The organism is Bradyrhizobium sp. NP1, from assembly GCF_030378205.1.
Taxonomy (GTDB): Bacteria; Pseudomonadota; Alphaproteobacteria; order Rhizobiales; family Xanthobacteraceae; genus Bradyrhizobium.
The window spans coordinates 1,450,857-1,463,237 of sequence record NZ_CP127385.1 but is presented as its reverse complement, the minus strand read 5'-3'; the positions used below and the strand labels follow the sequence as shown (position 1 = coordinate 1,463,237).

10 protein-coding genes are annotated in these 12,381 nt (G+C 65.0%); 5 read left to right on the top strand and 5 right to left on the bottom strand.

What is annotated here, in order from left to right:
• Nucleotides 1-7: 7 nt before the first annotated feature.
• The 4 genes from QOU61_RS06940 (at nt 8) to QOU61_RS06925 (ending at nt 4,244) form a co-directional block, all read left to right on the top strand.
• Nucleotides 8-139, top strand: coding sequence for a hypothetical protein (locus QOU61_RS06940; RefSeq protein WP_289657376.1), 132 nt, complete (start codon nt 8-10; stop codon nt 137-139).
• Nucleotides 140-482: 343 nt separating this feature from the next.
• Nucleotides 483-1,553 carry an endo-1,4-beta-xylanase gene (locus QOU61_RS06935; RefSeq protein WP_289657375.1) on the top strand — a complete coding sequence of 357 codons (1,071 nt, stop codon included), beginning with the start codon at nt 483-485 and terminating at the stop codon, nt 1,551-1,553.
• Between the two features lie 5 nt (nt 1,554-1,558).
• Complete coding sequence (locus QOU61_RS06930) at nt 1,559-2,995, top strand: lipopolysaccharide biosynthesis protein (RefSeq protein ID WP_289657374.1); 1,437 nt, start codon at nt 1,559-1,561, stop codon at nt 2,993-2,995.
• 37 nt (nt 2,996-3,032) lie between these two features.
• Nucleotides 3,033-4,244: a hypothetical protein gene (locus QOU61_RS06925; protein ID WP_289657373.1), complete on the top strand. Its 1,212-nt coding sequence runs from the start codon at nt 3,033-3,035 to the stop codon at nt 4,242-4,244.
• On the opposite strand, the gene QOU61_RS06920 is transcribed toward QOU61_RS06925, so the two are convergent.
• Both QOU61_RS06920 and QOU61_RS06915 read right to left on the bottom strand, forming a co-directional pair.
• The gene (locus QOU61_RS06920; protein ID WP_289657372.1) at nt 4,219-5,463 is read right to left on the bottom strand and encodes an acyltransferase family protein; all 1,245 of its coding nucleotides are present in this window, start codon (nt 5,461-5,463) and stop codon (nt 4,219-4,221) included. The two genes, QOU61_RS06925 and QOU61_RS06920, sit on opposite strands and share 26 nt — an antisense overlap.
• Nucleotides 5,450-6,607 (bottom strand): GNAT family N-acetyltransferase, encoded by a 1,158-nt coding sequence (locus QOU61_RS06915; RefSeq protein ID WP_289657371.1) that lies wholly within the window; start codon nt 6,605-6,607, stop codon nt 5,450-5,452. The genes QOU61_RS06920 and QOU61_RS06915 overlap by 14 nt, the downstream gene beginning before the upstream one ends.
• A gap of 262 nt (nt 6,608-6,869) precedes the next feature.
• Between QOU61_RS06915 and QOU61_RS06910 the strand changes: the two genes are divergently transcribed.
• Complete coding sequence (locus tag QOU61_RS06910; RefSeq protein ID WP_289657370.1) at nt 6,870-7,985, top strand: glycosyltransferase; 1,116 nt, start codon at nt 6,870-6,872, stop codon at nt 7,983-7,985.
• Here QOU61_RS06910 and QOU61_RS06905 read toward each other — a convergent pair.
• The 3 genes from QOU61_RS06905 to QOU61_RS06895 form a co-directional block, all read right to left on the bottom strand.
• Nucleotides 7,975-9,288: an O-antigen ligase family protein gene (locus tag QOU61_RS06905; protein ID WP_289657369.1), complete on the bottom strand. Its 1,314-nt coding sequence runs from the start codon at nt 9,286-9,288 to the stop codon at nt 7,975-7,977. The two genes, QOU61_RS06910 and QOU61_RS06905, sit on opposite strands and share 11 nt — an antisense overlap.
• Nucleotides 9,289-9,479: 191 nt before the next feature.
• Complete coding sequence (locus QOU61_RS06900; protein ID WP_289657368.1) at nt 9,480-10,793, bottom strand: O-antigen ligase family protein; 1,314 nt, start codon at nt 10,791-10,793, stop codon at nt 9,480-9,482.
• Nucleotides 10,790-11,791, bottom strand: a complete 1,002-nt coding sequence (locus tag QOU61_RS06895) for a glycosyltransferase family 2 protein (RefSeq protein ID WP_289657367.1) — start codon at nt 11,789-11,791, stop codon at nt 10,790-10,792. The genes QOU61_RS06900 and QOU61_RS06895 overlap by 4 nt, the downstream gene beginning before the upstream one ends.
• Nucleotides 11,792-12,381 lie beyond the last annotated feature (590 nt).

Here is a 12,381-nt window from a genome sequence, read left to right as displayed (position 1 = left end):
CGTCGCCATGGTCGAAATGCTCTTTATGGCCCAGTTGGTCCGTCGCCCGCTGCAGGCGATGGCACGGCGCTGGTACTGCCGCAGCCTCTATCGCGCCTCGCGCGGCGCGATGCGCTGCCCCGAATGCACGGCTTCGTGAAGCCGGCGTGACGAAGCGTGATCGGCCGCGGATCGCGGCTATCTCCATTTTGCTCGCCTGCCGTAACTTTCCTGAAGCCCCCTCCCATTTCTCGCGGACGCGCCGGTCGCATTCGCGGGCGATACGCGCCAAGGTCTCATTAACCCTAATTGGATTCCCGCCCCGACCTGCCGGCGCCCTGTCTCGAATCCGCACGGATTCCTCCTCCCTCCGATCATGATCGATCCGATTAGCGCATCATTGGTGATTGCGGCCTAAAACCGTATCTCGACACGCGTTTCATCGCTGCGGGCGCGTGCAGCCGGGTGGCACGATCGTTGCTGAACCGGCGGAGAGGTTCACCATGCTGTCTCGACGCGACACATTGAAGGGCGGAGCTTGCGGTCTCGCCGCGCTATCGGGCCTGTTTGCGCCCGCGCCCCTTGTTGCGCGCGTTAACGACCCGGTCGGCTTCGGCGCGGCGGTCAGGCCGCCCTTGCTCGAGTCCGACGCCGATTATGCGAACGCGATCCGCAAATATTGCAGCATCGTCGTGCCCGAGGGCGGGCTGATCTGGAACGATCTGCGGCCCGACCGCGCGACTTTCGATTTTGCGGCCGCCGACCGCGTCGCGGCCTTCGCCATGAACAGCGGTCTGCGGCTGCGCGGCCACACGCTGGTCTGGTACGGCGTCATGCCGTCATGGACAGAGAGCCTGACCAGCCTTTCGCTGGCGCAGGACGAGCTTCTGAAACACATCGACACCGTGGTTTCGCGCTATCGATCGCGCATCGATTCCTGGATCGTGGTCAACGAGCCGCTGGCAGACGATGCCGCCGCCTTCGACGATCTCAGGCCGACGATCTGGCAGCGCGCGATCGGCATCGATCACCTCGCGATGGCCTTCGAAGCGGCGCACGCGGCCGATCCCGCCGCCAAGCTGTTCATCAACGAATATGACGTCGAGTATACAGGCGCGCGCTTCCGCAGCCGCCGCAAGGCCCTGACCGCGCTCATTCGCTTCCTGCTCGACCGCAACGTTCCCGTCCACGGCGTCGGCCTGCAGGCCCATCTGCGCGGCAACCTCACCATCGACGTCGAGGGCCTGCAGCAATTCGCCGCCGAGATGAAGGCGCTGGGTCTGAAGATCGCGATCACCGAGCTCGACGTCATCGACAACAAGCTGCCCGCCGACAGCGCCGAACGCGACCGGCAGGCCGCGCAGCGCGCGCAGACGCTATTGGCCGCGCTGAGCGACGGCGCTTCGCTGGACAGCGTGCTCACCTGGGGCATCACCGACAAATACACCTGGGTTCCGACCTATTTTAAGCGCGCCGACGGCCTGAAGAACCGGCCGCTGCCGCTCGACGAAAACTATGCGCCAAAACCGCTGATGCAGACGATCGCGCAGTTCTGCACCGTGCCCGGAATCTGACGAACGTGCTGCAACAGACCCTCCAATATTCCATTGCCAGCATCGTGTCGGCGGCCATCGGCCTGTTGAGCGCGATCTGCTTCACGCGGCTGCTTTCGCCGGAGGAGTACGGCGTCTACGTCGTCGGTCTCAGCACCGCCGGCGTGGTGTCAGCCGTGCTGTTCACCTGGGTGCGGGTGTCCGCGCTGCGCTTTCAGTCGGAAGGCGGCACCGTCGACGTCAGGAAGACGGTGCTGCTCGCCTATCTGATCTCGGTGCTGGCCGCGCCGATCGCCTTTGTCGTTGCGACAATGACGACCGCGGTGCCATCGGAGCGTACGCTCGCCGCGATCGGCTTCGCACTCGGCCTCGGCCTGTTCGAGATCGGGCAGGAGCTGCAGAAGGCACGGCTGCAGAGCCTCTCCTTCATGGCGGCCTCGATCGTGCGGGCCTGCCTTGCCTTCGCGCTGTGTCTGATCTCGGCCTTGCTCGGCGGCGGCGGGCTCGGCCAGCTCGCCATGGCGGCGGTGGCCTATTTCGTCACCGCGACCGTCTTCGCGCTGGTGATCTGGCGCAAGCCGCGCGCGCCGATCGATTTCACGGAGCTGCTGCGGTTCGCGCAATTCGGCGTGCCGCTCACGATTTCCGGCTTCATCTTCGCGATCCACGCCGCGCTCGACCGCATGCTGGTGTTTCACCTGATGGGCGACGCCGCGGCCGGCCACTATGGCGCGTCCGCCGACCTGGTCCGGCAGATCATCCTGATCCCCTCGACCAGCATCGCCTCGGCCACCATTCCGCTCGCCGTGCGCGCCTTTGCCCGCGGCGGCATCGAGGACACCCGCCGCCATCTGGAAACGAGCTTCGAGATCCTGCTGGCTGCGATCCTGCCGGCCGTGGTCGGCTTCGCGCTGACCGCCAATTTCGTCGCCGATATCGTGCTTGGCAGCGAATTCCGCGAGACCGCCGCCCAGATCCTGCCCATTCTCGTGTTCGCCTGGCTGTTCCAGTCGATCACGCAGTCCTATGTCCATGTCAGCTTTCACCTCGCCAAGCGGCCGTTCATGATCGCGTTGCAGGGCACCGGCATGCTGCTGGTGAACCTCGCCACGATGCCGCTCCTGATCGATCGCTATGGCCTCGACGGCGCGGCTTGCGCGCTGGTGATCACCGAACTGTTCGGGGTCGGCTTCGGCTGGCTGCTGGCGCGCCGGGCATTCCCGCTTCCCTTCAATCTGATGCATGCGCTGCGTATCGGCCTTGCCACCGCCGCGATGGCGCTGGTGCTGGCCATCCTGAAGAAGCTGCTGCCCGAGAGCCTCCTGACGTTCTGCATTCTCGTTGCCTGCGGCTCGGCCACCTATCTCCTCGCCGCGTTTGCACTTGATATCGTCGGCATCCGGAAAGCGGTGCTCGGTCCGCGCCTCGCGCGCCGCCTCGCTCTGTCCAAGCCTGCAGTGTAGCGATGGATGATCAGGACCGAGCGTATTGAGCGAGCAGATGTTGTTCGTCCCGAAGAATAATCTCGCCGTCGGCCGGCACCATATCGTCCGCCGGGCCAGCGCCGTCTCGCTTGCTGATTTCAGCGCGGCGCGGCGCGAAGCCACGCGTCCCCTCGCCTTCCGCGGTCCCGATTTCGATCGCCAGTTCGACGATACCACGCTGGTCTACGAGGCCGTCGACATCGGTGTCGCGCAGACCGTCCTGTTCGCGCCGCCGTTCTTCAATCTTGCCGACGAGATCGCGCGGACGGAATTCCATCAGGGCTCGCGACGGCTGAACGCCGAGATCAGGCCGTTCGACCGCCACGCCCAGATCTGGCTCCGCGGCAGCGCCGAAGGCATGGATATTCGCGCCACCGGCCCGCTCGGTGATTTCACGATTCGCGCCGCGCCTGATGATCGCGCGATCTTCCGCGACCGCCGTGTCATCTTCACGATGTCCAAGGACAACCCGATCGAATGGATCCTGGACTGGGTTCGCTTCAACCGCGACATCCATGGCGCCGATGCCGTGCTGATCTATGATAACGGATCGACCGCCTATGACGGCGCTACGTTGAGCGCGGCGCTACAGACCGTCTCCGGCATCGAACGATCGGCGGTCGTGGAATGGCCGTTCAAATACGGCCCGCAGGGCGCCAACAGCTGGGAGCATTGGGATTCCGACTTCTGCCAGCTCGGCGCCTGGGAGCATGCGCGCTGGTGCTTCCTGCAGGACGCGAGAGCTGCGATGAATTCCGACGTCGATGAGTTCGTGATCTCGAAGGCCGGCCGCTCGGTGTTCGAGGCGGCCGAGCAGTCGGCATTCGGTTTCGTGCGCTATCATGGCCGCTGGATCATCGGCGTGAACGAGCCCGCCGGACCCGACGTCGCGGACCGTCTGCCGCGGCACCGCGATTTCTCGGTTCTGATGCCGCCGGATCAGCGGTTCTCATGGCGCCGTGGCTGGCGCGACATGAACCGCTGTCAGCCGAAATGGACCGTCGTGCCGAGCAAATGCCCGGCCCACGTGCAATGGCATGTGCATTCGATCGCGTCGTGGCTGCCGTCCCGGCTGCCCACGAGCCGCGAGTTCTCCTTCCGGCATTTCCGCGAGATCGGCAGCAACTGGAAATATCAGCGCACCAGCCGCGTGCCGTTCGACCCGTCGATCCACCGCACCGACGCGCTGCTGACCGAAACCCTTACGCGGGTAGCTTGGGCGCGATGACGACGGCCTTGGCCGGACCGCCGCGCGACGCCGCAGAGCGCGCGAACAGCGCCTGGCCGGGCTTTTCGATCACGACATAGCTGACGCTTGCCACGGCGACCAGCACACAGACGAAGGCCATCGTCGCCAGCAGCGGCAGCCAATGGCCGCCGAGCACGATCAGCTTGCCGGCCTCGCCGCCAAGCGCTGAAACCGCACCGTCCGTCGTGGTGAGCGCGCGACCGGTCAGCTTTTCGATGATCGAAACCGGGCGGTCGACGAAATTGAAGATGATGAAGGCCTGCCACATATAGATCGAATAGGAAATCCGGCCGAGCCAGTCGTTGACGCGGTTCGACATCAGCTTCGAAACCGGCCCTGCCTCGAACGCGAAGACCAGCACCACCATGGCAAAGACGAGCGGTGCGACGAACGAATGGACGCCGCGGCCGGCCGTGGCGACATAGCCAAACGCGAGGATCACGGCCGCGACCTCGATCAAGGGGCTTGCGAAGATGTCGCGCGGACAGACTTGCCAGAGCCGGTAGCAGAAATGCCCGACCAGGAAGCCGTACAGGCAGCGGACAAATCCGAGATCGAAGGTTGCATCGATGCCATGCGCCGAGAACAGGATCAGTGTCATGAAGCTCAGGACCAACAGCAACGCCGCAAGGCCTTCGGCCGCGAAGCGATACCGCGCCAGCCAGCTCCGCGAGATGAAGATCACGGCTGCGAAGACAAGGTACGTCCAGAACTCGGCGCCGATGCTCCAGCTCGGCGGATTCCAGGTCAGTTCGTGGGTAAACCCGAACGGCTGCAAGAACGCGAGGTTGAGCGGGATCGTGGACGGCAGGTTGGCGCCGGCAAAAGGCTGGGCATAGAACGACGCGCCGCGGGCGGCGAGCACGGCCTTGGCGCTTTCGGCCAGCACGAAAGCGGTCAGCACGACCACATGCAGCGGCCACAGGCGGCCGAAGCGCCGGATGGCAAAGGAGCGAACGCCATCAGCGGTGCCGAGCCGGTCGACATAGCTGTGGGTGATGACAAATCCGCTCAGCACAAAAAAGAAATCGACGAACAGGAAAGCATTGCGGACAAAATCCAGCGAATAAAGCGGGCTGAGCAGATTGAGATGAAACAGCGCGACCAGCAATGCGGCGATCCCGCGCCAGCCGTCCAGCACGCGGAAATGCGCTTTGCCCTCGGCGCCCGATGGCGCAGCGATGTTACTCCTGATCATGGGACAGCCTTCCGAGTGCACGCCCGACCTTTTCGGCAAGCCAGGGATGACGCCGCAGCCGCTGTGCGGAGCGATCGCGGAGCACAAGGGGCAGGCCCCGCCAGCCGAGCGCGATGCTGACGTCCGTCAGGGGGAGCGGCGTCGCCCCGAAGCGCCGCTTGAACGCATAATTGCCGACACTGAGATCGAATTCGCGCACGCCCTGGCCGTGCAGGGCGGCCATCGTCCGCTCGATGATGAGACGGCTCGGCGAGCAGTGCGACCAGCGCCGGCCGGCATTGCTGATCCGCAGGAAGACGAACGTCTTGGCCCGCCTGATGCCGAACACCGTCGCCACGATCGCCTCGTCGCAGCGCAGCTCCGAGACGACGGCATAGCCCTGCCCGATGCCGGACCTGACGAGATCGCGATAGAATCTGGCGCGCGCGCCCTGGTTCAGGTTGAAGTGCAGCCCGAGACATTGCATGCGCGACTGCTGCTGATGATCCATGGTATCGAGCAGCCCCAGCGCCTCATCAGCATCGGTCAGCAGGCGGAATTGTGCGCCGGGATACCGGCTGAAGACGCGCCAGCTTCGCGGAAGCTGCATCCGCTTGATCGAGGCGCGGTAGGCATCGAAATCGTCGACCTCGATGAGGTTGCCGTTCAACGAGCATGAGCCGGTCCGCCCGAGCGACACCAGCGGATTTGGACGGCCGCCAAGCGTGGCCGGCATCTTCCTCATGCGCAGCAGGTCCGCGCCCTCGGGCAGCTGGCGCAGCGCCGCGAGCAGCGCCCGGTTCACCGCCTCCGCCTCCGCCGGATCATCGGAGGCGCCGGGGCCGAGAAGCGGTGCGTTGTAATCCGTGAGGTCGAGGTCGGCGAACTCCACGACCCGGATGCCGCCCTGCACGCGACGAACCAGCGGCACCAGCGCGACATCACGGCCGGTGATCTGCTCCGAGACGATCGCAATCAGCGGCGAGACATCGTCGAACGCCCCGTACCAGGCATCGAGCCAGAGCCTGCTCTGGAATACGGTACCTTGGTCCACCGCGCTCCAGCGCGCGGCTGCCTGCTTCCAGTCGCGCATGAACTCGACACGCAACCGGGAGGCACCTGACACTGCATGCCCGCTCGGCCGCCCGACTTCCAATACCGCCATCTCGACCAACTTCCACCCGCCTGCTTGCGAAAAGCCGTCCATCCGGGCCTAGCGGTCGTAGCGTCCCGGTTTGAACACTTCCTTATCGGTGCAGGTTCCTTGCTTGTTACGAACGCGATCGTGCGTGCCCGATCCTGTCTCGATATGAGACGGCGAGCGGCCCGATGTCTTCTGTCTGGCAAGATCAATGCCCGGCACGCATGCGCCGCTTACCGGAAGCTAATGTCCGCGATGTATGGCTGGTCGGGAATTCCCAGAGAACATGCCGGCCGCTCGCGAAATGCCAAAACATCCCGCCTTTCGGACGCTGCTGCTCGGCGCCGGGCCGCAGATGCAGTGCGGGGTCGGCCAGTTCACGCTGCGGCTCGGCGAGGCGCTCGAGAAGCTCGCGCCCGGCGAGACCACGTCGTTAACCTTGACACGGACCGAGGGCTCGATCGCGGCAATATGGCGCGCGACAAATTCGGCGGACAACGTGGTCTGCAATTTCCCGATCGTCGCCTGGAAGCGCGTGATCCTGCGTCCTCTGGTCGCGCTCGCATTTGCGCGGCTGCGGCGGCGACGCGCCATCCTGGTCCTGCACGAATGGGCTTCGCTGCACTGGCTGCGGCGCATCACCTACGTCCCGGCGCTGCTGCTGGCAAACCACATCGTGATGTTCTCGCCGCTGGTGCGCCAGGAACTCGCGTGTGATTCCGTGATCGGCTGGACCGCCGAAAGGTGCGTGATGGCACCGCTGCCGCCGAACATCGATGCGCCCGCCACGACCGCCGACTCCGACCTGCGCCGCCGCCTCGCTGCAGCAAGGAAGGAAGGCCGGCTGCTGGTCGGTCATTTCGGTTCGATCTATCCCGCGAAGCAGCCCAACGCACTGCTTCGCATCTGCGCGCAATTGAAGCAGCGCGGCGCCAATCCCCTGATGGTCTATGTCGGGTCCTTCATCCGCGGCATGGACCGTGTCGAGGAAGAGTTTCATGCGCGCGCCGCGGAGCTCGGGGTCGCCGATGACGTCATGGTCACGGGCTTCGTCGCGTCCGACGCCGAGCTGTTCGGCCTGTTCGGCGAGATCGACGCGTTCTGCTATCCGCTTGACGAGGGCCTCACCGCGCGCCGATCGAGCGTCCTCACCGGGGCACAGTCCGGCCGGCCGGTCGTCGTCACCGCGCCGGCCGATGCCGGCGAGCTTGCTCACCATCCGCGCTTTCGCGAGCTGATCGCGCGCGGCGCGATCGTGCTGGTGGCGCGCGGCGCCGGCGACGAGGCCTATGCGGATGCCATACTCGCCGCGGTGAAATCGACGCCCGCGCGGATTCCCTTCGACTTCGCCGGCTGGTGGCGTGACACCGCGGAAGCGATCCGGGCACTGCTCACTCCCTGACGCGGAAGCGCGCCAGATAGTGCAGGCCGAACACCGCGACCAGGAAGGTGATCCAGATCGGATCGTCGCGATCGAAGAAGAAGCTCTCCAGCGACGACAGGTAGATTCCGAACAGCCAGATCTGCAGGAACGCCATTGCGAGCGGGCCGCCATTGCCGCGGCGCTCGGCTTCGTGAAAATTTCGCAGCGGCGCGAACACCAGCACGGCCACGAGCAGCGCCAGCCCGGGCAGGCCCATGGCAAGCGTGGTATCGAGATAGCCGTTGTGACTGTGCGCGGCCGTTGCCGCCCACTCCATGCCTTCGGGCAGGTTCTTGACCGAGCTGCTGCCCCAGAAGGCGGCAAAACCGTAGCCGGTGAAAAGCCGGAGCTGCGCCGCCTGCAGGCCAAAGGTCCAGATGTCGGTGCGGCCGGTGAAGCTCGTGTCCAGCGGCAGCAGCCGCGCGATGGCGGCGAGGTGCTCGCTGACGACAGTGCCGAGCGTGAGCAGATTGAGCAGCACCATCGGCGACAGCAACATGATCGCGCGCAGCCAGAACGAACCGACGACCGCCGCAAGCGAGCTCAGCAAGATCACGCCCATGCTCAGCATCAGCGAGCTCTTGCCCGCGGAAAACAGCAGGAACACCGATGACAGCGCGACGATGGCGCCGCCCGACAGAAGCGCGCCGGAGCGGAGGACATAGATGCCGAGGAACAGCACCATGGCGATCACGGCCGCCGCCATGTTCTTGTGGCCGAACGAACCGCGCCAGCTGCCCGCGAGCGCCGGCTCCTGGGCGTCGGTCGCCAGGTGCATCGACAGATGTGGCACGAGCAGAACGCCGAGATAGCAGACGGCAAGCAGCATCAATGTCGCGATGCTGAACCATCGAATCAACTGGCTCTTCGATTTCGGCAGCAGCAGCAGCGTCGCAGCCACCGTGACGACGCATGCCGTCAGCGCGAAACGGCGGAACGAGGTGTCCGGCTCGAGCGACAGCGCCACGGTCGCCACGATCCAGCCGCCGAACAGCAGATAGGCAGGCGAAAGCAGGCTTGCGAACGCCGGCACGCTTTGGCGCGCCACCAGCGCCACCATCAGGAAAGCGAGCGCGCCGAACGCGGCGTAGGTCAGCGTCTCGTTGCCATTGGTCAGTTCGCTGAGCAGCACATTGCTGAGATCCGTGAACGGATGCAGCGATATCCAGGCGAGCAGCAGGGCGCCGACAAAGGTGGCGCCACGCACCACGTTCATCACCTGCTGACGGCGCAATCCGTCGACGATGACGCCGGCCTGCGATATGGTTGAAAGCTGGCTCAAGACACGATGTTCGTCGCTCGATAGACTTTAATGCTCAATGCCCGCCCGAGGCGGGACCGCAATTTCCCCGACGCCATCCCGATATGAGATGACGATCCGGCTCCTCCGTGCAGTTCTGGCAAAAGAGGTGCCAAAAAGGGCGAAACCGCCCATCGGGCCCCTTCGTTTGCCAGCTATGGCTAACGTGCGGCTCAGGACCGCAGGCGAAATCGCGCCAGATAATGCAGGCCGAATACCGCAACCATGAAAGTAAACCAAACCGGATCATGGCGATCGAGGAAGAAGCCCCCCATCGACGCCGCGTAGATTCCGAACAGCCAGATCTGCTGAAAAGCCATCGCCAGCGGTCCGCGGTTGCCATTGTTATCGGCGGCGTGAAAATCCCGCAGCGGCGCAATGACGAGCACCACGACCAGCAGCACGAGCCCTGGCAGCCCCATCGCCAGCGCGATGTCCAGATAGCCATTATGGCTGTCGGAGGCGGTCGCGAACCACTCCGCGCCGTCAGGCTGGCTCCTGATCCACGGACCTCCCCAGAACGCGGCGAAGCCATACCCCGTCCACGGCCGCAGCTGCGCCGCGCTTAGTGCAAAGCTCCAGATCTCCGTGCGACCCGTGAAGCTCGTGTCCAGCGGCAGCATCCTGGTGAGGCCGGCGAGACTGTCATCGATCACGGTGCCTATGCTCAGCAGGTTGAGCAGCAGCAACGGCGTCAGCATCGCCAGGGCGCGAAGCCAGAACGCCCGCACCACCATCGTCACCGACGTCACCACCAGCACGGCAAAGGACAGCACCAGCGAGCTCTTGCCGCCGGCTCCGCAAAGAAACAGCGCCGTAAGCGCGACGATCGTGATGCCGGACAGCCACGCGCCGGAACGCAGAACATAGATGCCAAGGAACAGCACCATCGCCATGACCGCCGAGGCGGAGTTCTTGTGGCCGAACGACCCGCGCCAGTCTCCGGCCAGCGCCGGCTCCTGGCCGTCGGTTGCCAGATGAATCGACAAATTCGGAACCAGCAGGAGGCCGAGATAGCAGATCGCCAGCAGCCCGAGCGTGGCAACGGCGATCCAGCGCGCCAGCTCGCCTTCGTCCTTCGGCAGTAACGGCATGGCCGCAGCCACCACGAGCGCACAGGCCGTCAGCACAAATCGCCGCAGCGAGGTGCCCGGATCGAGCGAGGTCAGCACTGTCACGACAATCCAGCCGCCGAACAGCAAATAGCCGGGCGAGGCCAGCGTCTTCAGCCCCGGCATGTTGTCGCGGATCACCAGTGCGGCCATCAGCACGGCGAGGCAGCCGAATGCCGCGTAGGTCAGCGTCTCGCTGCCCAGGGTTACATCGCCCCAGTGCTTGTCGCTGAGATCGGGGAACGGATGGAGCGAGACCCAGGCCAGCAGGAAAGCGCCGACGAACGCCGCACCCCGCGTCACATCCATCACCTGCTGCCGGCGCAATCCACCGACAACGGCTTGAACCCCCGGCGCATCGAACAACTGACTCAAGAGCTGCCCTTGGCGGCTTTGTAGGGTTGCGGCTCGATTCCGACCGACGCCAGCGCGCCGCCGACGGCGATGATGATCGGATGCAGGGCGATGAGCGGCTGGCGCTGCTTGAAATAGAGCCTGACGGCGCGAAACAGCGAGAGCGGGAACAGCGCCAGCATCTTGGCCAGCAATCTCGCGCGCAACCAGACGGTCCGCGCCGCCTTGAACTCGACCAGATAGTTGATGGCGCCTATCCGCAATCCGCGCAGCGCCAGCCAGTCCGACCGGACACGGCTCGCCGGCACGGTTTCGGTTATCGTCGCAGCCGCTTCCCAATAGAAGCGAATGCCGCTCCTGCGGCACCGCGTGAAGAAATCAAGATCGCCGCCGCCGAGGAAATTGAAGCGCAAGTCGAATGCCGGCTCATCCAGCCGCTCGAATACCCGCCGCGCGATAAGGCAGTTGCCGGATCCATAGATCAGCGGCACCGGCCCGCTCACCGCGTAGGCCGGATGAAACGCAGGATGACCTTGCAGTTCCGGCCGCGCGTCGTCGGTAAAGCGCGGCACAACGGGTCCGCCGACGACCTCGGCCCCCGTGGCTTCGGCGGCGCGCACCATTCGCTCCAGCCAATCGGCGGAAGCGATCTCGTCGTCGTCGATCATGAGAAAATGCGAAGCTTCGGGGAATGCCTCGCGCGCCGCTTCGAAGGCGGCGTTGATCGCGTGGCAGTTGCCCTGGCGCGGCTCGATCAGGCAGAGCCCGGCGAGCCCGCTCTGGTCAAGAAAAGCCGCAGCGACCCCCGCTCCTTCCCGTGCCACCGCGTCGTTCTCGACGACGACGACGGCGAAGCGCCGCGTGGTCCGCTGCTGCGCGAGCGACTGCAATGTGAGCTCAAGATGTTGCGGCCGCCGAAACGTCGGCACGCAGACCACCGCCTCGATCGATCGGCCAAGTGACCGCGTCATCGCGACTGCGACACGCGGCGGTTTCACGCTGAAGTCAGAACTGTCCATCGAGGCTCGCATTCGCGATGTTCTTTGCCGGCTATCCGACCGCCGCGCCAGCCCGGCGAATCCTGATCGGCTCCGCGAGAAGCGCGGCCAAGCGCGCCGGTTTCGATGGACGATCTAGAGAACTGGCTGGCTCTCGGCAACGCCGACGCGATCGCTCATCGAGTTAACTCTAATACACCGCGCATTAACCAAGCGTGAATCAAACGTAAACGCCGCGCGTTCGCCAGTTGCGCTTCGGCACCGAACTTGCTGCGTGAGGTGCGCAATGAGACGCGTGAGTAGCAGAGCAGTTCTTCCGGGTACCGCACGGGCGCAATCGCCGGCCATTTGCCGGCGATCGGGCGCGGCGCTCGGTGCCGACGGGCGACGGGCCGCAATCGCGGGGTCCTGCCGCGAGACAGATGCTGCCTCGCCGATCCCGTTTTTGCACAGCGCCGCGAGTGGACGCCGCTTAAACGCTTTCTTTGCCATTTGGGTGAATAGTCCCTCAATGCGTATGGTTAATTTTTCCTGTTGCGTTGGTGTTGCGCGGACCATTCGTGCGCGGGGCGTTGCCCGAAGCGTACCCCCTCAGCCGATGCGGGCAGTTC